At 71.3% G+C, this 19,331-nt stretch carries 20 protein-coding genes; 6 read left to right on the forward strand and 14 right to left on the reverse strand.

Annotated features, from left to right (window positions below; all coding sequences use genetic code 11):
- Position 1 precedes the first annotated feature (1 nt).
- From ABT063_RS34800 to ABT063_RS34810, 3 genes are all read right to left on the reverse strand, one after another.
- Positions 2 to 658, reverse strand: coding sequence for a hypothetical protein (locus ABT063_RS34800; RefSeq protein WP_351064025.1), 657 nt, complete (start codon positions 656 to 658; stop codon positions 2 to 4).
- The gene (locus ABT063_RS34805) at positions 648 to 1,070 is read right to left on the reverse strand and encodes a hypothetical protein (RefSeq protein WP_351064027.1); all 423 of its coding nucleotides are present in this window, start codon (positions 1,068 to 1,070) and stop codon (positions 648 to 650) included. The genes ABT063_RS34800 and ABT063_RS34805 overlap by 11 nt, the downstream gene beginning before the upstream one ends.
- Before the next feature lie 583 nt (positions 1,071 to 1,653).
- Positions 1,654 to 1,875: a hypothetical protein gene (locus tag ABT063_RS34810; protein WP_502990939.1), complete on the reverse strand. Its 222-nt coding sequence runs from the start codon at positions 1,873 to 1,875 to the stop codon at positions 1,654 to 1,656.
- 513 nt (positions 1,876 to 2,388) lie between these two features.
- Between ABT063_RS34810 and ABT063_RS34815 the strand changes: the two genes are divergently transcribed.
- Entirely contained in the window at positions 2,389 to 3,789 is a 1,401-nt protein-coding gene (locus ABT063_RS34815) for a cytochrome P450 (RefSeq protein ID WP_351064031.1), read from the forward strand.
- 80 nt (positions 3,790 to 3,869) lie between these two features.
- On the opposite strand, the gene ABT063_RS34820 is transcribed toward ABT063_RS34815, so the two are convergent.
- Complete coding sequence (locus tag ABT063_RS34820) at positions 3,870 to 4,877, reverse strand: sugar kinase (RefSeq protein WP_351064033.1); 1,008 nt, start codon at positions 4,875 to 4,877, stop codon at positions 3,870 to 3,872.
- On the opposite strand from ABT063_RS34820, the gene ABT063_RS34825 reads away from it, so the two are divergent.
- Positions 4,876 to 5,010, forward strand: a complete 135-nt coding sequence (locus ABT063_RS34825) for a hypothetical protein (RefSeq protein WP_351064035.1) — start codon at positions 4,876 to 4,878, stop codon at positions 5,008 to 5,010. The genes ABT063_RS34820 and ABT063_RS34825 overlap by 2 nt on opposite strands.
- Here ABT063_RS34825 and ABT063_RS34830 read toward each other — a convergent pair.
- From ABT063_RS34830 to manD, 4 genes are read right to left on the reverse strand one after another with little or no spacing between them, the layout of a single operon-like run.
- Positions 4,982 to 6,034 (reverse strand): L-idonate 5-dehydrogenase, encoded by a 1,053-nt coding sequence (locus tag ABT063_RS34830; RefSeq protein WP_351064036.1) that lies wholly within the window; start codon positions 6,032 to 6,034, stop codon positions 4,982 to 4,984. The two genes, ABT063_RS34825 and ABT063_RS34830, sit on opposite strands and share 29 nt — an antisense overlap.
- Complete coding sequence (locus ABT063_RS34835; protein WP_351064039.1) at positions 6,031 to 7,425, reverse strand: MFS transporter; 1,395 nt, start codon at positions 7,423 to 7,425, stop codon at positions 6,031 to 6,033. The genes ABT063_RS34830 and ABT063_RS34835 overlap by 4 nt, the downstream gene beginning before the upstream one ends.
- A gap of 52 nt (positions 7,426 to 7,477) precedes the next feature.
- On the reverse strand, positions 7,478 to 8,920 hold the full coding sequence (locus tag ABT063_RS34840; protein WP_351064040.1) for a mannitol dehydrogenase family protein: 1,443 nt from the start codon (positions 8,918 to 8,920) through the stop codon (positions 7,478 to 7,480).
- Positions 8,917 to 10,125 (reverse strand): D-mannonate dehydratase ManD, encoded by a 1,209-nt coding sequence (gene manD, locus ABT063_RS34845; RefSeq protein WP_351064042.1) that lies wholly within the window; start codon positions 10,123 to 10,125, stop codon positions 8,917 to 8,919. The genes ABT063_RS34840 and manD overlap by 4 nt, the downstream gene beginning before the upstream one ends.
- A gap of 128 nt (positions 10,126 to 10,253) precedes the next feature.
- On the opposite strand from manD, the gene ABT063_RS34850 reads away from it, so the two are divergent.
- Positions 10,254 to 10,964, forward strand: coding sequence for a GntR family transcriptional regulator (locus ABT063_RS34850; RefSeq protein WP_351064044.1), 711 nt, complete (start codon positions 10,254 to 10,256; stop codon positions 10,962 to 10,964).
- 27 nt (positions 10,965 to 10,991) lie between these two features.
- Here the strand turns inward: ABT063_RS34850 and ABT063_RS34855 are convergent, their stop codons facing one another.
- Positions 10,992 to 11,234 carry a hypothetical protein gene (locus ABT063_RS34855; RefSeq protein WP_502990940.1) on the reverse strand — a complete coding sequence of 81 codons (243 nt, stop codon included), beginning with the start codon at positions 11,232 to 11,234 and terminating at the stop codon, positions 10,992 to 10,994.
- Between ABT063_RS34855 and ABT063_RS52405 the strand changes: the two genes are divergently transcribed.
- Positions 11,193 to 11,327 (forward strand): hypothetical protein, encoded by a 135-nt coding sequence (locus tag ABT063_RS52405; RefSeq protein WP_502990942.1) that lies wholly within the window; start codon positions 11,193 to 11,195, stop codon positions 11,325 to 11,327. The two genes, ABT063_RS34855 and ABT063_RS52405, sit on opposite strands and share 42 nt — an antisense overlap.
- Positions 11,328 to 11,454: 127 nt before the next feature.
- Here the strand turns inward: ABT063_RS52405 and ABT063_RS34860 are convergent, their stop codons facing one another.
- The 4 genes from ABT063_RS34860 to bla all read right to left on the reverse strand — a co-directional run bounded on the left by ABT063_RS34860 (position 11,455) and on the right by bla (position 15,701).
- Positions 11,455 to 12,531, reverse strand: coding sequence for a FecCD family ABC transporter permease (locus tag ABT063_RS34860; RefSeq protein WP_351064046.1), 1,077 nt, complete (start codon positions 12,529 to 12,531; stop codon positions 11,455 to 11,457).
- The gene (locus ABT063_RS34865; protein ID WP_351064047.1) at positions 12,528 to 13,532 is read right to left on the reverse strand and encodes a FecCD family ABC transporter permease; all 1,005 of its coding nucleotides are present in this window, start codon (positions 13,530 to 13,532) and stop codon (positions 12,528 to 12,530) included. Before ABT063_RS34865 ends, ABT063_RS34860 begins: the two co-directional genes overlap by 4 nt.
- Positions 13,533 to 13,599: 67 nt before the next feature.
- Complete coding sequence (locus ABT063_RS34870) at positions 13,600 to 14,640, reverse strand: ABC transporter substrate-binding protein (protein ID WP_351064049.1); 1,041 nt, start codon at positions 14,638 to 14,640, stop codon at positions 13,600 to 13,602.
- Positions 14,641 to 14,774: 134 nt separating this feature from the next.
- A complete protein-coding gene (gene bla, locus ABT063_RS34875; RefSeq protein ID WP_351064050.1) occupies positions 14,775 to 15,701 on the reverse strand; it encodes a class A beta-lactamase in 927 nt (308 codons plus the stop codon).
- An 88-nt stretch (positions 15,702 to 15,789) separates the two neighbouring features.
- Between bla and ABT063_RS34880 the strand changes: the two genes are divergently transcribed.
- A complete protein-coding gene (locus ABT063_RS34880; RefSeq protein WP_351064052.1) occupies positions 15,790 to 16,707 on the forward strand; it encodes a LysR family transcriptional regulator in 918 nt (305 codons plus the stop codon).
- Positions 16,704 to 17,606 carry a serine hydrolase gene (locus ABT063_RS34885; protein WP_351064053.1) on the forward strand — a complete coding sequence of 301 codons (903 nt, stop codon included), beginning with the start codon at positions 16,704 to 16,706 and terminating at the stop codon, positions 17,604 to 17,606. Before ABT063_RS34880 ends, ABT063_RS34885 begins: the two co-directional genes overlap by 4 nt.
- Positions 17,607 to 17,670: 64 nt before the next feature.
- Here ABT063_RS34885 and ABT063_RS34890 read toward each other — a convergent pair whose 3' ends face one another.
- The gene (locus ABT063_RS34890; RefSeq protein WP_351064055.1) at positions 17,671 to 19,299 is read right to left on the reverse strand and encodes a cellulase family glycosylhydrolase; all 1,629 of its coding nucleotides are present in this window, start codon (positions 19,297 to 19,299) and stop codon (positions 17,671 to 17,673) included.
- Positions 19,300 to 19,331: the final 32 nt, after the last annotated feature.

A 19,331-nucleotide genomic window follows, 5' to 3' on the forward strand; every position in this document is an offset into this window, starting at 1 on the left:
GTCAGTTCCCCCCGGACTCACCCTGCTGCCGCGCCTGCTGGGCGCGCTCCTCCGGCGACGGGCCGAAGGTGTCGTCCAGCGCCTGGTTCCACTGGTCGTCCGAGATGCCGAGCGTGTCTTTGAGTACCTCCGACCGCTCTCCTCCCTGGCCCTCGGTGAGGACGGTGCGGCCGGTGTCCTTCCACGTCTGCTCCATCTCCTGACCGGCCTGATCGAACGACTCGGCGCTCCAGTCGGGGTTCAGGGCGTCCGGCGTGAACACCTCGCCCCAGTCCTGCTGGGTGATCTCCTCCTCGGTGGCGTGCGGGTTGCCGCCCATCACGGAGTTGACGCCCACCTTCAGTGAGCCCTCGACGTACTGGTCGTGCTCCCACTGGGTGCCCGCCGCCAGGCCGAGGCGGTTCGCGAGCGCGCTGGCGTCGCTCACCAGGGCTCGCACACCCCACTCCCAGCGCTCGCAGAAGTCCTCGAAGTCGACCGAGAGGCCGTGGTGCCCGGCCTCCATCCCGGTCATCGACAGCTCCGAGAAGCCCTTGCCCATCACCGAACCGGTGGCGCCGCCGAGTTCACCGAGCTGGTCGATGGTCGCGCCCACGCCCTGCGTGAACTTCGCGACAGACGCCTTGTCGAACTGCAGGTCAGCCCCGTCACCGCCCACGGCCGCGCCCCTCCTGTGGTTCGCCGGAGTCGACGGCGACGCCGTCCGGAACGACGCCGACGACCGGCGGGAAGAACATCGACCCGTCCTCGGTGGCGATGTCGACGGCGAGACCGGCGGGCTCGTCCAGGGACGGCACGACCTCGTCGACGATGCGGGCGCCCAGCAGCGCCGCGTAGTCCATGGGCTGATCACCGGATGAGTGACGCAGGGCGAACCGGGCCAGCGCGGCCTCGTCGGTGAACCCGCAGATCCACCGCACCCCGCCCGACCGCGCCGACCAGAGACCTCCGCCGGCCACCGGCACCAGAAGGACCGAGCGCCGCATCTCACCGACCAGCGCACGAGGGTCACCGATGCCCCTTCTCCGCTCGGCAATTCGCTCGGCGAGCGCTGTCCTTGCCTGCTCCACGGGCCGCTCCCTCATCACAGGTCACCGATGGCACCGTAGATCAGGACGCGTGGCAGACAGGGTCGGTTCTCGTGGAGATCTTCGTGGTAAGTCGGGGGGCGGAGGGGACCGTAAGCCGCGCCTCGTCCGCAGGATTGGTCCGAGGCCCTCCGGCCGAGCGTGCTCACGGCTGTGCTGAGGGTTGTCCCAGCGGAGGTTGGTGGTTGCGAATCATGACAATCCCGACCGAAAGGTCCGCTTGTGCTTCCTTGCGGGCAGGTGATTCGCGGACAGCTACGAACTGCGGGGGCCGCGTGGTTGCTTCCGGGTGCCGGGGGGCGTGGCCGCGGTCGAGGCGGCGGGGGCCTGGGAGGTGTCCTCCTTCAGGGCCGGGGCCTGGAAGGGATTCCTTTGCGGAGGCGGTGATTCCGTCGTGGCCCGGAGGGGGGCCGGCTCCGGGTCGGAGAACAGCGGGGTCGTGTTGATGAGACGTCTCGCCTTCATTGTGGGCATGCCAAGCAGAGCGGGGTGCGGACGAACCGCTTCCGATGCCGGAAGCGGGCGACCGCCTGCTGCGCCTCGACCGGCGCAGGCGCAGCAGATCTCAGAGATTGGTCAGCTTGCTGTACGGACTCAGGATCCGTGTCTGTACCGAACCGAAATCGACGAGAACCGCGATCCCCTCCTCGACGCCGGTCACCCGGCCGAGGCCGTACACATCGTGTGTGACACGGCTTCCTACGGTGAAATGCTTGGGAGTTGGCGCGACCGGGGCCTGGAAGGGGCTGGTCGGCAGATGGCGCTTGGGCATGGGTGACTTTCTCATTGTCACCAGTATGCGCCTGCCGGACCGGCGTGACGGGCGGGTTGCTGCCACTTGCCATGATCGAACCCATGCCAGGAGGCCTCCGGCGGAACCGGACGAGGCCGCCGCGCTGTCTTCCTGTGGGGTGTTCGCAGGAGTCGCGACGACGAGCGGGGCGAGGACACGGCGGCCGAGGTCCACAACTTCCCGGACGGCTTCGGAAATCTCGCCGCGACGTGTGTCGGGGACGGCGAGCGGGGCTACGTCGCCACACGGTTCGAGCAGGCGGAGGACCGGAACGACATTGTGATCATTCCGGCAAACGTGGTGATCGTCGACGACCCGGAATGCTCGACACCGTGACGGACGCCACGCCCGCGCCCCCCGTGCCCGCGGCGACGCATGTGATCGCGCGCCCGGGCGGCCTGGTGCACCCGTCTTCGCCCGGGGACGCGGCCTGGGGTAGGGTCCCCACCGTTTCCAGTTACCGACTGGTACGTCGGTGCGGGGAGTGTCGGGAGGGGCGGCAAGACGATGGAATCCCAGTGGGGCGACGGCGGATCCGTGGACCTGGACGACACCCGGTTGGAGGCGATGGCTCCTGAACCGCTGCTGACCCGGGACTACGAGACGCGTCCTTCGCTCGTCTACGAGCGGCTGAGGCAGCGGCACGGCCCGGTCGCGCCGGTCGACCTGCTGGGCGTACCGGCCTGGCTGGTCCTGGGCTACCGGGAGGCGCTCCAGGTGCTCCAGGACGACGACGGGTGGCCGAAGGGGCTGGAGAACTGGCGGGCCCGCTCGGAGGGCCGTGTGCCGGCCGACTGGCCGCTCGGGCCGTCCCTGGAGGTCAACCATGTGCTGATCCAGGGCGGTCCCGGATACCGGTCGTTGCGGACGGCGTGGGACGTGGCCCTCAAGCCGTTCCAGGACCCGCGCCACCCCCAGGCGAAGAGGCTGAAGACGGCCGTCACCGCCTACGCCGACGAACTGATCACCTTGGTGGGGCAGGCCGGCGGTACGGGCCTGGCGGACCTGTCCGCTCAGTTCTCCCGGCCGCTGCCGCTGATGGTGGCCAGCCATCTGCTCGGCTTCCCCGGTTCACAGGGCGACGACGCGCTGATGGACATGTGGCGGGTGCTGGACGCGGGTCCGGACGCGGAGCCCGCCCTGGAGCGGCTGCTGGCCACACTGGCGGACCTGGCGGCGATGAAGCTCAAGACGCCGGGGGACGACTTTCCCTCGTACCTGCTGGCCGCGCACCCCGAACTCTCCCTCGAGGAGCTGGCCCGTGAGCTGTTCATGCTGCTGGGCATGACGTCCGACCACGTCGGCATCCTCATATCCAACACGGTGGTCGAGGTCATCTCGGGTGACGGCGGCGCGCGTGCCAGCCTGTCCGCGGGGATGGTCAGGGAGACCATGAACCGGGTGGTCATGCGAAAGCCGCCGCTGGTGAACTTCGTACCGCGCTTCGCGGCCAAGGACACCCCGCTCGGGAACTACACGATCCGGGCGGGCGACCCGGTGTGGGTCTCCTCCGCCGCGGCGCACGCCGACCCGCTCTTCGCCGACAACGTGGCGTCGAGCACCACGGTCAGCACCCGGGCGCACCTGGCCTGGGGCGCGGGGCCCCGCCAGTGCCCGGCGCGCGAGCTCGCGTCGACGGTCGCGGCGGTGGGTGTGGGCCGCCTGTTCGAGCGGTTCTCCCATCTGGACCTCGCGCTCCCCGTCGACCAACTGCCGTGGCGCTCCTCGCCCTTCATGCGGGGCCTGCGCTCGCTGCCCGTACGGTACGAACTCGCCTCGGTGCCCGAGCGACCGTCGGCGCACGACCCGGCATCGGAGCCGGCCGGGACGGTGCTGCCGGACCCGTCCGTCCGGCAGCGCTCATCGCTGTGGCGCTATCTGACGGGGCTGATCCGCGCCGGCCGCTGACGTGCGGTTGGTCGGCGCGGAGGATGCCGACGAACATTCTCCTCCGGTCGGCTTCGACGCGGCGGCGTTCCGTGATGAACTCAGCGCGGTGCCAAGGCGGTCCAGGCGTCGTCGTCCAGGACGAGGCAACGGTCCGTCTCCGTGCGGGGCGGCATGACGGGAACGTCGTCCCTGGTGCGCAGCGCGGCGGCGGCTGACAGGTGGCCGAGGCGCAGCCGGGAGCGTTCGTCACGGTCCTCCAGCACACCGGCCAGGTAACCGGCCGCGAACGCGTCGCCCGCGCCGACCGGTTCGACCACCTTCGTGGGCAGCGAGGGCACGAACGTCCGGACACCGTCGGCGTACGAGGTAGCACCGTGCTCGGCGTCCTTGACCACCACGACGGGCACGGAGTCGAGCGCGCTCGCGATGTCGTCGGGGCGCGCGATGCCCCACAACGTCTCCGCCTCGTCCCGTCCGACGAACACGATGTCGGCGGCACGGGCGAGCGCCAGCAGGTTCCGCGCGGCGTCCGCGCGGCCGTCGCGCCAGAGGGCGGGGCGGTGGTTCACGTCGAAGGAGGCGACCGGGTCCCCTGCGGCACGGCCGCCCCGTCCGACGAGCAGCGCCTCCAGCAGCCGGGCGCAGCTGTCGGAGATCGCCGCCGCGATGCCCGTCAGGTGCACGATACGGGCCCGGCGGAGCGCGGGCTGCCGTGCCAGCTCCGGTCCCATCACGGTCGCGGCCGATCCTCGGCGGTAGTAGTGCGTGCGCGTGTGGCCCGGGCCCGAGTCCTTGAAGTAGACGCCGGTCGGACGCTCCGGATCGGTCTCGACGGCGCTCACGTCCACGCCGCGCGCGGTGAGTTCGGCCAGGATGCGACGGGCGAACGGATCGTCGCCCAGGCGGCTCAGCCAGGCGGCGCGGTGCCCGAGTCCCGCCAGCCCGCAGGCGACGTTCGACTCGGCACCGCCGATGGCCATGCCGAGCGCGGGCTGCTCGGCGAGCGGGCGGTCGTCCGGTGGGCTGAAGACCGCCATCGTCTCGCCGACGCAGACGACGTCGGCGGCCTGCTCCTGGCTGTCGGTGGCGGGGGGAGGAGGCGGCATGAGCACGGGGTTCTCCTGGCAGGCGGTGCGGGAGTACGTACGCGATGACGTGCGGCTGTTCCGCAGGGCGGGCGGCGAGCGGGGCCGCGCGGGCCCGCCGGGCGTCACGACTCGGCCGCGAGGCGCAGCATGACCTTGCTGCTCCCGCTTCCCGGGTCGGCGGCGACGGCGAGTGCCTCCTCGGCCCGTGCCAGCGGGAAGCGGTGCGTGATCAGAGGTGTCACGTCCAGGCCGTCCCGCAGTGCGCGCAGGGCGTCGTCGATCTCCTCGACGAAGCGGTACGAGCCGATCCAGGTGATCTCCCGGGTCACCAGGTCGCCGAGGGCGGCGGGAACGGCCGTACCGGGCAGGTTGCCGACCTGGACGAGGGTGCCTCCTCGCGCCGTGGCCCGCAGGACCGGCCCGAGTGCGGCCGGGGCCCCGGACGCTTCGAAGACCACGTCCACGTCCTCGGGCAGCCGGTCGCCGCCGGAGAGATCGCGGGTCTCGTCGGCGCCCATGGCGCGGGCGACGGCGAGCGAGGACGACGCCAGGTCGGCGGCGACGACCGTGCCCGCGCGGCGGAGCCGGGCGGCGGCCACGACCAGGGAGCCGATCGGTCCGCAGCCGTTGACCAGGACCGTTCGCCCGCGCAGCTCGGAGACCCGGCCGACGGCGTGCAGCGCGACGGCCAACGGTTCGGCGAGGGCCCCCTGTTCGGTGTCGACGCCGTCCGGCAGCGGCCGGATCTGGGTCGCGGGGACCGCCCGGTACTCGCTGAATCCGCCGTCGGTGTGCGGGTCGAAGGCCGCCGAGCCGAAGTAGCGGACGTCCGGGTAGAGGTTGGTCCGTCCGGCGATGCGCTCGGGAAGAGCGCCGTCGCCGACCGGTTGGGCCGGATGGACGGTGACCTGCTGCCCCTCGCTCAGGCCGGTGATTCCGTCGCCGAGCGCGGCGATCCGGCCTGCGACCTCGTGTCCGAGGACCAGCGGGTGCGCGAGCGAGGCGGTGCCGGAGGCGCCCTTTCGCCAGTACGCGATGTCGGATCCGCAGATCCCGCCCCACTCCATCGCCAGCAGCACCTCGCCCGGACCGGGCACGGGAAGGGCCCGCTCGTCGATGCGTACGTCGCCGGGACCGTGCACGACGACCGCCCGCATGCGGGTGTCCGTCCTCATACGGCGTCCTCCAGCCGGACGAGATCCCGTCCGCGTGTCTCGGGCGCGAGGAACGCGCTGACGAAGGTGATGAGCGAGTAGACGACGAGCATCGCCGCGATGGGCCACCAGCTGCCGGTGACGGCCGTGAGCGTGGCCGCGAGGACCGGGCCGATCGCGGTGGCGAGGATCCCGCCGATCTCCTTGGCGAGCGCGAGCTGGGTGAACCGGGTGCGGGAGCCGAAGAGTTCGGCCATCGCGACGCTCTCCAGCGAGAACAGGCCGAGGACACCGACGTTCAGGCCGAGGACCATGCCGAGCATCACGCCCGGTGTCGAGCCGGAGGTGATCAGCAGCATCACCGGGAAGGCGAGGACGGCGGTCAGCAGCGTGAGCGTGAGGTAGACCGGGCGGCGCCCGAAGCGGTCGCCGAGCAGGCCGGCCAGCGGCACGGTGGCGAAGCCCAGCAGCGAGCCGTACACGATCGCGTCCGTCGGCACGGACCGGCCGACCGCCAGATGGGTGGCGATGTAGCCGACGAGGAACGTCTGGACCAGCCCGGAGTTGCCCGCCTGGCCGAAACGCAGCCCCAGCGCGAGGAAGAACGCCTTGCCCTTGCGCTGGTGGATACCGGCTGCCAGGACGTCGCCCTCGCGCTCGTCGGCCGTGGCGATCGCGGACTCCACCTCGTCACGGGCCAGCGCCACACCGTCCACCACGTCGGGGCGCTTCTCGAAGACAGGGCTCTCCTTGAGGCCGCGGCGCAGCCAGACCGCGAAGAGCATCAGCGCGAAGCTCAGCAGGAAGGGCAACCGCCAGCCCCAGGACAGCAGTTGGTCCTCGCTGAGCACGGCGAGCAGAACGGCCCACAGGCCGGAGGCGGCGAGCGTCCCGGAGTTGGTACCGAGCGACACCAGCGAGGAGATCAGGCCGCGCCGCCGGACGGGGGCGTACTCGGCCAGCAGCACGGTCGCCCCGGCGATCTCGGCCCCCGCGCCGAAGCCCTGCACCAGTCGCAGCGCGACGAGAAGCACCGGCGCGAGGATGCCGATGGTGGCGTACGTGGGCAGGGCGCCGATGAGGGTGGTGGAGGCCCCCATCAGCAGGATGGTGAGGTACAGGACCTTTTTGCGGCCGATCCGGTCGCCCATCCGCCCGAAGTAGACGGCTCCGGCGAGCCGGGCGACGTATCCGACGCCGTACGTGGCCATCGCGGCGATCAGCCCGATGGCCGGACTGACGTCCGGGAAGAAGATCTTGTCGAAGACGATGGTGGCGGCCAGCGAGTAGAGCTGGAAGTCCATGAACTCCATGGCCGTGCCGAGCCAGCCCGAGACGGCGGCCCGGGCCAGGTCGCGCGTGGTGCGCTGTGTTGGTGGCGTCCGCTGAGCGGCTGTGGCGCTGTCCTTCATCGTGAACTCCGTTGTTCGGAGACGGCGGGTGCGGTTGGCGACATGCGGGGGCTCAGATCTCGACGTGTCCGGCCCGCAGGGCGGGGAGCCGGGCCGCGACGGCGGCGGTGAGGGCGTCGTCGTCCGCCAGGTCCGCCGCGCCGAGGACGCGCAGCAGCGCGCGTACCGTCTGGGGCGGGCGAGTCGCGGGCGCCCAGCAGGCGGCGAGCGCGTCGCCCGTGGGGTCGGCGAACGCGTCGGCACGGCCGGTGCCGAGCACCCAGGCGGCGAGGGCGAGTTCGAGGACGGTGGTGCTCGTGCCGCGGGCGCGCAGTGTGCGCAGGGCGGGCAGCCAGCGCTCCGTGATCTTCAACGATCCGTCGGAGCCGATCTGCCGCAGCAGGTGGCGCATCCCGGGATTGCGGAAACGTACGACGAGGTCGTCGGCGTACTCGACCGGATCGGGGCCTCCCGCGGGGAGCGTGGGGGAGACCTCCGCGCACAGCGCCCGTACGAGGCGCTCGCCCCAGTCCGTCGCCATGGTCTCGGCGATGGTTGTGCGGCCCGCGGCCGTGCCGAGGTAGGCCAGAGCCGAGTGGGAGCCGTTCAGCAGCCGCAGCTTGGCGAGCTGGTACGGCGCGACGTCCGGGACGAACAGTGCGCCGTCCCGCTCCCAGGGCGGCCGGGGCGCGGCGAAGGAGTCCTCCAGCACCCACTGCCGGTACGGTTCGGCCGTCACGGGCAGGGCGTCGCGCACCCCGAGGGCGGCGACGGCCGCCGCGCGGTCGGACTCGCCGGCCGCGGGCACGATCCGGTCCACGACCGTCGCGGGAAAGGCGACGGCTTCGGCCATCCGGTCCAGGACCCGGGCGCGGTCCGGCCAGGCGGACGCGCGCACGAAGTCGTGGACGACCCGGCGCAGCGCGGCGCCGTTTCCCGCCATGTTGTCGCAGGACACGACACTGATCGGGGCGGTGCCCGCGCGCATCCGCGCCGCCAGCCCGGCGGCCAGGCGCCCGACCACCGTCGTGAGAGGCCCGTCGGGTGCGGTCGCGAGGTCGGCGGCGACGGGTGCGGCGGCGGTGTCCAGCCCGCCCGTCGACGGGGAGCGGTGGTAGCCCTTCTCGGTCACGGTCAGGGTCACCACCGTCACCTCCGGATCGGCGAGCAGGGCGTCGACGGCCTTGGCGTCGGGTCCCATGGCCAACGCGTCGACGACCGCGCCCACGACGCGGCTGCGGTTTCCGTCCGGACGGCGTTCGGTGAGCGAGTACAGACAGTCCTGGTCGCGCAGCGCGCGTACGGTCTGAACCGACCGGGGCGCGACCGCGGCGATGCCCCAGGGCTCGCCGGAGAGGGCGGAGGCTTGCTCGGTGTACACCGCCTGGTGCGCCCGATGAAAGGCACCGAGTCCGAAGTGGACGACACGGGACCGCAGTTCGGCGGGGTCGACCGCGGGCCGCAGCTCGGGCGCGAGCCGGGGGAGTGTCGTACGGTCCAGGGCGTCGGCGCTCACCAGTCGTGCACCGAACCGTCGAGGCGACGCGCGACCGGAAGGTAACGCCGCTGGTACGGGAAGCGCTCGGCCGCCTTCTCGTCGTACTCGACGCCCAGGCCCGGCTCCTCGGAGGGGTGCAGCATGCCGTCGGCGAAGGTGACACCCGTGCGGAACACCTCGGCGGTCTCGTCGGGATGGCCCATGTACTCCTGGATGCCGAAGTTCGGCACCGCGATGTCGAGGTGCACGGCGGCGGCCATGCTGACGGGGGAGAGGTCGGTCGCCCCGTGGGAGCCGGTCCGTACCTGGTAGAGCGCGGCGAGGTCGAAGATCCGCCGCAGGTGGGTGATGCCGCCGGCGTGGACGACGGTGGTGCGTACGTAGTCGACGAGCTGTTCGGTGATCAGGTGCTGGACGTCCCAGATCGAGTTCATCACCTCGCCGACCGCGATCGGCGTAGTGGTGTGCCGGCGGATGATCCGGAACGCCTCCTGGTTCTCGGCCGGGGTCGGATCCTCCATCCAGAACAGCCGGCAGCCCTCGACGCTCTTGCCGAAGCGGGCCGCCTCGATCGGGGTCAGCCGGTGGTGCACGTCGTGCAGGAGATGGAAGCCGAAGCCGAAGCGTTCCCGTACGGCTTCCAGATAGGTGGGCGCGAATCCGAGATAGGCCTCGGTGTCCCAGGGCTGCTCGTCGGGCAGCTCGGTCGCGGCCGGCTCGTAGACCTTGCCCTTGCGGATCCCGTACGTCCCCCCGACCTCTGGCACGGCGGCCTGCGCCCGTACGGCCTTGTAGCCCAGCTCCAGGTAGCGCTCGACGTCGTCCAGCAGTGCGGGTACGTCGGTGCCGCTGGCGTGCGAGTAGACGAGCACACCGTCCCGGGACGGGCCGCCGAGGAGCTGGTGGACGGGCAGACCGGCCGTCTTGCCCTTGATGTCCCACAGTGCGGTGTCGACGGCGGCGATGGCGGTCATGGTGACGGGCCCGCGCCGCCAGTAGGCGCCCTTGTAGAGGTACTGCCACATGTCCTCGACACGGGCGGGGTCCCTGCCGATCAGCAGCGGGACCACGTGATCGCGCAGATAGCTCGCGACGGCCAGCTCACGACCGTTGAGCGTGGCGTCACCGAGTCCGGTCACCCCGTCGGTGGTGGTGATGCGCAGCGTGACGAATGTGCGGCCGGGGGAGGCGACGAACACCTCGGCGCGCTCGATCTTGCTCACAGGGGCTCCTTGGTCGCGAAGTGGGGGCGCGAGTGGGGGGCGCGAGTGGAGTCGCGAAGTGCTTGTATACAAGCATCTGTCGCACAGTGGAGCAATACTTGCGCCACCGATCTACGTACGATGTGCACATGGCTCAAACCAACGGGCGGCGGACGAGTCGGCGCGACATCTACCTGAAGTTGCGTCAGATGGTGCTGACCCTCGAACTCGCCCCGGGCGCCGCCCTGTCGGAGAACGAACTCGCCGCGTCGCTGGGTGTCAGCCGCACGCCGGTGCGGGAGAGCCTGATCCTGTTGGCCCAGGAGGGCCTGGTGCAGGTCTTCCCGAAGATCGGGTCGTTCGTGTCACGCGTGGATCCGGCGCAGGTGGCCGACGCGCAGTTCCTGCGGGAGGCGGTGGAACTCGCCTCGCTGGAGGACCTGCCCGAGCAGCCCGACCCCGCGGTCGTCGAGGAGTTGCGGGACAACCTGAGGCGTCAGCGGCGCGCGGACCTCGACCTGGAGGAGTTCTTCGCGCTGGACGAGGCGTTCCACCACGGCCTGATGCGCCTGAGCGGCCACGGCAACGTCTGGACCACCGTCGCCGCGGCCAAGGGCCACCTGGACCGCGCCAGGCGACTCGGCCTCCACGAGAACGTGTCCCCGGCCGGGTTCGCCGCTCAGCACCACGAGATCTTCGACGCGGTGCTGAGCGGAAACGTCCCACTCGCCCGCACTGCCATGCGCACACACCTGCGGGCGGTCTTCAACGACATCGAACGCATCCGCGCGCACTCACCCGAACTGTTCGCCGACCACTCGACCGTGCCGGTGCGACGCAACGTCGTGGTCTGGGAGTGACGGTGCCGCGCGACCGGTCGGTACCGCTCACCCGATGTCCACCACTCGTGCCCAGGCGGGCGGCGAGTCCGGCACGTAGTCGGGATCGTTCTCGTCCCACGACGGGCCTTCCTGCTGCCGGGCGAACAGACCCACCACCGTCCGGCACGGTGGTCGTGTGGCCGGCCACGGCGTGTGGCCGTCGGTCAGGATCACGACGACATCGGGACGGGGCCGTGCGCGAGTGCCTTGGCGAAGCCGGTCGCGCAGATCCGTACCCCCGCCGCCCATCAGCGGTATCCCCTCGGCGCGGCACAGCTGGTGCGCGACTCGGGCCGCCGCGTCGCACTGACCGCCTCCACCACTCCGTCGAGCACGGCCTGACGCAGATCCCCCCGACGACACCGTCTGGCTCGGCGCACCCACTCCCGCCAGGCGGCCGGCCTCGGTCCGCCCGCGAGGACCAGCGACCGGTCGCCCGCCCGCGGTTCCGGGAGCGGGACGGACAGACTCAGGTGGTGGCCCCGCCGCGGTTTCGGGTGCGGGCGATCAGCCACATCAGATAGGGCGCGCCGACCGCCGCGGTCAGCACGCCGACCGGCAGTTCGGTGGGGGAGAGCATGCGCCGGGCCAGCAGGTCCGCCGTGGTCACGATCAGGGCACCCGTCAACGCCGAGCAGAGCAGGGGGATCTGGGCGGTGCGGGTGAGGCGGCGGGCGATCTGGGGCGCCAGCAGCGCCACGAAGTCGACGGGCCCGGCCGCCCCGGTCGCCACGGACGCCAGCACCACGCCGAGGGCGGTCAGACCCAGCCGTACGCGACCCAGCCGGACACCGAGCGCGGTGGCCGTGTCGTCGTCCAGGGACACCGCCCGCTGCGCCCGGGCGGCCCACAGCAGCGGCGGGACCAGGACGAGCAGGGTCAGGGCGAGGGGCGCCGCCTGGTCGTAGCCGCGTCCGTTGAGGGAGCCGGTGAGCCACACCTTGGCCTGCTGGGCCACCAGGTAGTCGCCCTTGGTCAGGAACAGCCGGGTCAGCGAGCCCAGCGCGATCGAGACACCGATCCCGACGAGGACGAACCGCGTGGCATGCAGACCCTTGCGCCAGGCGAAGGTGTAGACGAGCACGGCGGCGGACAGCCCGCCGACGATCGCGACGTACGGCAGTGCGGTGGGGGACGTGACGCCGAAGGTCATCGCGGTCACGGTCGCCGCGCCCGCGCCGTGCGTGACGCCGATGACGTCCGGACTGGCCAGGGAGTTGCGGGCTACCGTCTGGACCAGCGCCCCCGCGATTCCGAAGGCGGCACCGACCAGCAGACCCGTCACCAGGCGGGGCAGCCGCAGCGTGCCGACGACCAGCTCGTCGGGGCTGGGCTGCCCCAGGAGGACGCGGACGACCTCCGTGGGCGAGACGAAGGATTCGCCGATGCACAGCGAGGCGACCACGGTCACCGCCAGCGCGACCGCGAGGACGGTGGCGATCACGACGGCCCTGCGGTGCAGCAGGAGGCTGTTGTCGCGCACGCGGAGGACGGAGTAGCCGACGGGGCGGGCCGCCGCCGTGCCGGTCCGGTCGAGTTGTGTCATGCCGCCACCGCCGCTTTCCGCCGTACGAGCGCGACCAGGAACGGCACGCCCAACAAGGCCGTCATCACGGCCACCGGGACCTCCGAGGGCGGGAAGAGGACACGGCCGAGCACGTCCGGGACCAGGATCACCGAGGGGCCCAGCACGGCGGCCATGGGCAGGACCCAGCGATGGCCGGAGCCCACCACGGCGCGGGCGATGTGCGGCACGGCGAGCCCGACGAACGCGATGGGACCGGCCGCGGCCACCGCGACCCCGGTCAGCACGGTCGCGGCGAGGGCGCCCAGGATCCGCACCCGCAGGACGTGGTGACCGAGTCCGCGGGCCACGTCGTCGCCCAGGGCGAGCGCGTCCAGGCCGCGGGCCATGACGGCGACCAGCAGCAGCCCCGCGAGCAGGAACGGCCACGTCTGCGCCACGACAGTGCCGTCCCGTCCGCTGATCGAGCCGACGTCCCAGAAGCGGAACTCGTCCAGGACCTCGGCATCGGTGGTGACGATTCCGGACACCACCGAGGCGAGGAAGGCGTTCATCGCGGCACCGGCCAGGGCCAGCTTCACCGGCGACGCGCCGCCGCGCCCCCCGCCGGCGACAGCGTAAGCGGCCACCGCCGCGAGCCCCGCACCGACGAAGGCGAACCAGACGTATCCGGCGAGCGTGTGCACCCCGAAGAACGCGATCGCGCAGACCACGCCCAGCGAAGCCCCCTGGCTGACGCCGAGGACGCCGGGCTCGGCGATCGGATTGCGGGTGAGGCCCTGCATGACCACGCCGGCGACCGCCAGAGCGAGGCCGACCATCACACCGATGATCGTGCGGGGCACCCGCAGGGCTCGCACGACCTGGGCGTTATCGCCGGTCCCGCCGTGCAGCAGGGCGTCGAACACCTCGGTGGGGGCGATCTGGCGGCTGCCGACCGCGAGGCTGAGCAGGACGGCGAGGAGCAGCAGGAGCACGCCCGCTGCCAGCCGGCCGATCCGGCCCCGGGTGGCACGGGACATGCGCTTCCTCTTCACGCGACTCATGCGAACGGACGACTGACCACACCGGGGCCGAAGCCCCGGTCTCCTACTTGGCCAGGTACTTGTCCAGGTCCGCGACGACCTGCTCGGCGGCGGTGACACCGAGTCCGAGGTACCAGGTCTCGTCCGGTACGTCATAGGCGTGCCCGGCCTTGACCGCCTTCAGGTTCTTCCACAGCGGGTTGCCCTGCGCACGGGACTTGTCCGTGGCCTTCGCGTCGCCGTACACGCCGGTGAAGATGTAGTCGGCGTCGGCCTGGTCGATGTTCTCGGCGCTGACCTCGGCGGCCAGGTCCGCGATGTCCTGGTTCTTCGGGCGGGGGATGCCGGCGTCCTTGAGGACGGTGCCGATGAAAGAGGCGTTCGCGTAGAGACGGATCACCCCGTCGGGCAGGTAACGCACCATCGAGACGGTCGGCTTGTCGGCGCCGAGTTCGGTGCCGAGCGCCTTGACCTTGGTGTCGTACGCGGCGAGCTTCGCCTTGGCCTCCGCCGTCCTGTCGAGGGCCGCCGCGTTGAGGAGGTAGTTCTCCTTCCACGTGAAGCCCGGACGGATGGAGAAGATCGTCGGGGCGATCTTCGACAGTTCGTCGTACTTGTCCGCGGCACGCAGCTGGCTGCCGAGGATGAGGTCCGGCTGGAGACCGGCGATCGCCTCGAGGTTGAGGTTGTTGATCGTGCCGACGTTCTTCGGGGTGCCGGCGTCCTTCTTCAGGTACGACGGCAGCTCGGGGGAGCCTTCGGTGGGGGCGAGCCCGACCGGCTTGATGCCCAGCGACACCACGTTGTCCAACTCGCCGACGTCCAGGACCACCACGCGCTTGGGCTGGGCCTCGATCACGGTCTCGCCCATGGCGTGGCGGACGGTGCGCGGCCACTCGCCCGGCTTGGCGTCGGTGCCCATCGCCGCGGTCTTCTCCGCGGCGGACCCGAACTCCTCACCGCCCTGCGCCACGGCCTTCTTGTCACCGCCTCCGGCGGAGCCCGCGCCCTTGTCGTCGTCCGCCGAGCCGCCGCACGCCGCGAGGGTCAGCGCGGCGGCGACGGCGAGAGCGAGGGCGGCCGGACCGCGACGCCGAGGAAACATGACAGGACTCCCTTGTGACACCACTTTTTGGCCGTTAGGCCAGGCTCACCTTATCTGGGGCCTCGTCGCGGCCGACAAGGGGTCCTGTGTGGATCCTGTCACCGCATTGTGGTGTCACCGCCGGCGCGCTTCCGCTACGACAGCGTGTCCGCGACCACGGAGGCCGCCTCCGCGATCAGCTTGTTGTCGTAAGTGTCCTCCTTCTCGCTTCGGTTCGACATGATCGCCATGACGATGGGGGCGGCGTGCGGGCGCCACACCACGGCGATGTCGTTGCGGCCGCCGTAGCCGCTGCCGGATCCGGTCTTGTCGCCGACCACCCAACCCTCGGGCACCCCGGCCCTGATGAGCTCGTCCCCGGTCTTGTTGGTCTTCAGCCACTTCGTGAGCTGGGCCCGTTCCGGCTTGCGGAGGACGTCTCCGAGGACGTACGCGCGCAGGTCCTTGGCGAACGCCCGCGGGGTGGTCGAGTCCCGCGTCTCGCCCGGGATCCAGTCGCTCAGCCCGGTCTCGATGCGCTCCATCACGGTGACGTCGTCGCCCAGCTCCCTGAGCTCGGCTTCGAGGCCCTTCGGCCCGCCGAGCGCTTCGAAGAGCAGGTTGGCCGCGGTGTTGTCGCTGTAACGGACGGCGGCGTCGCACAGTTCACGCAGGGTCATCCCGGTGTCGACGTGCTTTTCGGTGATGGGGGAGTTGCGGACCAGGTCGTCCGCGGAGTACTTGATCACCTCGTTCATCCCGCTCAGGGAGTACTTCCGCAGCACGGCGGCGGCGGCCAGCGCCTTGAACGTGGAGTGGTAGCCGAACCGCTCGCCGTCCCGGTAGGCGACCTCCTGTCCGGTGCCGGTGTCGATCGCGTAGACACCGAGCCGCGCGTCGAACTTGCGCTCCAGTTCCTTGAGTTCAGCGGTGTACGGCTTCGCGGCCGTGCTCGTCCGCACCGCCGCGGCGGCCGGGGCCGGCGAGGCCTGGGAACCGTCCTGGCCGCAGGCCACGACCGGGACGAGAGCGAGCGCGGCGAGGGCACCGAGAACGGTGCGCCGGGCACGGGTGTACTGCATGGTTCAACCTCCGTTGGGTGGCGGTGAGTTCCGGGACCACCCTCACCTTCGGGCCGTCATGCGGTCCAATACGCTCACGCGCGGTTCCATGCCGATCTGGCATAGAGTGCGGGCCGTGGATCTGGTGGGAGCGTGCCGAGCGTTCGTCAGCGTCAGCGAGTACGGCGGATTCACCGTCGGTGCGGCCGCTGCCCGGATGTCGCAGTCGGTGGCCAGCCGTCGCGTCGCCGCCCTGGAAGAACGCTTCGGTCAGCCCTTGTTCGAGCGCACCTCGCGGCGGGCTGTCCTCACCCCCTTCGGCCGGGACATGCTGCCGGTGGCCAGACAGCTCGTGCAGGCCGCCGACGTGCTGTTGCACGAGGCGGAAGCCGTCAAGCGCAAGCCGTGGCGGCTCGCCGTGCCCGGCGTCTGCTCCACGGTCGGCCTCGCCCGACTCGTCGCCGAGGCGCGCGGGCAGGGCTTCACGCTCGATCTCCGCGTCGCGGCCCCGCCGCAGCGCAGGGAGCTCCTCCACGCGCAGCAGGTACGGGCCGCCCTGCTCGCGGTGCCGCCGGACGAGGCGAGATGGTCCGTGCCGCTCGGGCTGGCCGGCGCGCACACCCCCCGAGTGAAACGCGTCTACCTCGAGACCCTGCGGGTCGGACGGGCCACGCCCGGCCCCGCCCGCCGTATCTGGATCCAGCCGGAGGACGACGTGCCGCACATCCGCGACCCGCTGACGCGACTGCGCGACGCGGTCGGCCTGCGCCCCGCACAGCTCGTCGCCGCACCCGACCTGACGACCGCAGCGGCCGAAGTCCTGTGCACCCGCGACCTGTTGCTGTGCACCCCCGCACAGGCCGAGGAACTCGCCCTGAACTGGCGGCCCATCGGCGAGATCACGCTCAGCCGGGGGTTCGCCCTCGCCGCCGCGGGAGACGGCAATCCGCAGCACATCGAAACGCGCCTGGGCGATGCCATCGCCCGCTGTCTCGGCGCGGACACCATGGAAGAGGAATCGACTTGAGCACCGAGGCACTTTTACGCGACATGCGCCGGCAACTGCGTGACGGCGGCCTGCACGGCTGCATGCTCGTGCGGGATCTGCACACGGGGGAAGAGCTGGGAATCGAGCCGGACATCCAGCTGCCGTCCTCGTCCCTGGTCAAGGTCCCGCTCGCGCTGGCGACCTTCGAGCGCATCCGACGGGGCGAGCTCGACGGAGCGACGACGCTGGACGTGCCCCCCGGACGGATCATCACGCCCGGCCCGATCGGGCTGAGCCGGTTCCGCCACCCCGCCCGGATCGCGGTCGAGGACCTGCTCTACCTGAGCACCTGCCTGAGCGACAGCCAGGCAGCCGAGGCGCTGTTCGGCCTCACCCCGCCCGGCCGGGTCGCCGACATCCTCCACGAGCTCGGCCTCCGCGACATCACCGTCCGGCACACCGTGGACGAGCTGACCGACACCCCCGTCGAACGCTTCGACGCCGCCGACGTCCATCTCGCCCACGCCCTCGCCATCGACGCCGGCACCAGCGGCCGCGGACACCGGGTGCCCCAACTCGACACCACGCGCGCCAACACCGGTAGCGCCCGCGCCTGGGTGGAACTGCTCCAGGCCCTGTGGACACCGTCGAAGGTCCACCCCGAGGTGGCCGAGCGGGTACGCGGCCTCATGCGGCACAACGTGCTCCGGCAGCGCCTCGCCCCGGACTTCAGCTCCGACGCCACCACTTGGTCCTCCAAGACCGGCACGCTCCTCAACCTCCGTCACGAGATCGGCGTCGTGGAACATGCCGACGGCCAGTCCTTCGCCATCGCCGTCCTCACCGAGTCCCTCGTGCCGGCCAGTTTCCAGCCGGGCGCCGAGGCCCTCATGGCGCAGGTGGCCCGCACACTGCGGGACCACCTTCGGCAGCTGTGACCTCCTGAGCCTGCCCGGCAGGACGGTCGCGCTCGTCCTCCCGGGCGGCCGTGGGCCGTAGGTGTCAGGCCAGTGAGCAGGTGGCGCCGTTGAGGGTGAAGGCGCTCGGGCTGGGGTTCGCGGTCGCGCGGGTCGCCGTGAAGCCGAGGGTGACGGAACCCGCCGCGGGGATCTGCGCGGTGTACGAGGCAGAGGTCACGCTGACCTCGGCGCCGCTCTGCGTCGCGGTGCCGCCCCACAGGTTGGTGATGCGCTGGCTGTCGGAGAAGGTCCAGCGCAGAGTCCAGCCGTTGATCGCCGTACTGCCGGTGTTGCGGATGACGATCTCGCCCTGGAAGCCGCCGGACCACTGGCTCGTCACGCGGTAGTTGACGCCACAGGCCGCCGACGAGCCCCCGGCGGAGGTCGTGACCGTCACCGCACCGGAGCGCTGCGAACGGTTGCCGGCGGCGTCGCGGGCGTAGACGGCGAAGGTGTACGAGGTGGACGGGGAGAGGCCGGTGAGAGTGGCGGAGGTGCCGGCCGTGGTGGTGGCGACGGTCTCGGTGCCGCCGTTCACGCGGACTACGTCATAGCCCGTGACGCCCGTGCCGTCGGTGGCGGCGGCCCAGTTCAGGGTGACGGACGACGACGTCACCGTCGGGGCCGTCGGTGTTCCGGGGGCGGTCGGGGCAGTGGTGTCGCCGCCACCGGAGGAGTAGACGGCGGCCTCCTTCGACGTGGCCGCGATGCCGTTCGCGCCGTTGAAGATCCGCTGTCCCCAGGTGGTCAGCCGGTTCGGGTCGAAGCTCGTGACCATGTCCAGGTATTCGACGCCGCCACCGTTGCCGCTCCAGGACCAGCCGAGGTAACCGAGGCCCAGCTGCTGGGCGGTGGCCAGGATGGCGTTCTCGTCGGGGTTGCCGTCCGAGTGGTCGTGCCCGAACTCGCCTACCACAATGGGGAGTTTCGCGGCGACGAACCGGTTCAGGTAGTCGTTGACCTCGGCGGCGGTGTCGAAGACGCCGTACATGTGGATCGAGAAGACCGTGTTGCGGTCCGGGTCGGCGGCGAAGACCGAGGCCGCGTTGTCCCGCATGGTGAATGCCCAGTCCTGGCCCCAGTTGGGGGCGTCGACCATGATCGTGTGGTCGAATCCGGCGTTCCGCAGTTTCTGGATCGCCGCCTTGGTGTCGGCCGTCCAGTTCGCGTAATTGGTGTTGCCGTACGGCTCGTTGCCGATGTTGACGAGGACGTAGTCCTCCTGGCCGGTCAGCGCGCTCTGCACGCTGATCCAGTAGTCGGCGGCGCGCGCGAGGGTGACGGCTCCGCTCTGTTCGCCGTAGCCCGTGGTGTCGTGGACCTCCAGGACGCAGATGAGCCGGTTCTGCTTGCACTGGGCGACGACGTTCGCCACGTCGGCGGTGTCGTTGCGGGTCCAGCGGTCACCGCTGGAGAGGACCACGCGGACGGTGTTGGCGCCCTTGGCCTTGATGTGGGCGAGGGAGCTGATCCGGTCCGGGAACCAGGTGTGGGCGTGGTTGACGCCGCGCATCACGAAGTCGTTCCCGGACGCCTCCAGCAGCCGGCCGTTCTGGATGCGGAAGCCGGTGGGCGCGGCTTGGGCGGGCGGGACGAAGGTGAGCAGGGGGAGCAGGAGGCCCAGGAGGGCGGCGGCCAGAGTGGCCAGGCGTGGGACTGTGCGGGATCTCATGGCGGCTCCAGGAGAGGGGATGTGACGTTTCG

The sequence above is a fragment of the Streptomyces sp. NPDC002838 genome, from assembly GCF_040295365.1.
Taxonomy (GTDB): domain Bacteria; phylum Actinomycetota; class Actinomycetes; order Streptomycetales; family Streptomycetaceae; genus Streptomyces.

Coding starts and splice junctions, on each gene's coding strand:
- ABT063_RS34830 (WP_351064036.1), bottom strand. CDS start 6,034: ATGAGGACGGACACCCGCATGCGGGCGGTCGTCGTGCACGGTCCCGGC.
- ABT063_RS34865 (WP_351064047.1), bottom strand. CDS start 13,532: ATGTCCCGTGCCACCCGGGGCCGGATCGGCCGGCTGGCAGCGGGCGTG.
- ABT063_RS34880 (WP_351064052.1), top strand. CDS start 15,790: ATGCCGATCTGGCATAGAGTGCGGGCCGTGGATCTGGTGGGAGCGTGC.
- ABT063_RS34855 (WP_502990940.1), bottom strand. CDS start 11,234: ATGGGCGGCGGGGGTACGGATCTGCGCGACCGGCTTCGCCAAGGCACT.
- ABT063_RS34815 (WP_351064031.1), top strand. CDS start 2,389: ATGGAATCCCAGTGGGGCGACGGCGGATCCGTGGACCTGGACGACACC.
- ABT063_RS34890 (WP_351064055.1), bottom strand. CDS start 19,299: ATGAGATCCCGCACAGTCCCACGCCTGGCCACTCTGGCCGCCGCCCTC.
- ABT063_RS34820 (WP_351064033.1), bottom strand. CDS start 4,877: ATGCCGCCTCCTCCCCCCGCCACCGACAGCCAGGAGCAGGCCGCCGAC.
- ABT063_RS34850 (WP_351064044.1), top strand. CDS start 10,254: ATGGCTCAAACCAACGGGCGGCGGACGAGTCGGCGCGACATCTACCTG.
- ABT063_RS34870 (WP_351064049.1), bottom strand. CDS start 14,640: ATGTTTCCTCGGCGTCGCGGTCCGGCCGCCCTCGCTCTCGCCGTCGCC.
- ABT063_RS34835 (WP_351064039.1), bottom strand. CDS start 7,425: ATGAAGGACAGCGCCACAGCCGCTCAGCGGACGCCACCAACACAGCGC.
- ABT063_RS34860 (WP_351064046.1), bottom strand. CDS start 12,531: ATGACACAACTCGACCGGACCGGCACGGCGGCGGCCCGCCCCGTCGGC.
- bla (WP_351064050.1), bottom strand. CDS start 15,701: ATGCAGTACACCCGTGCCCGGCGCACCGTTCTCGGTGCCCTCGCCGCG.
- ABT063_RS34810 (WP_502990939.1), bottom strand. CDS start 1,875: ATGAGAAAGTCACCCATGCCCAAGCGCCATCTGCCGACCAGCCCCTTC.
- ABT063_RS34825 (WP_351064035.1), top strand. CDS start 4,876: ATGAGCACGGGGTTCTCCTGGCAGGCGGTGCGGGAGTACGTACGCGAT.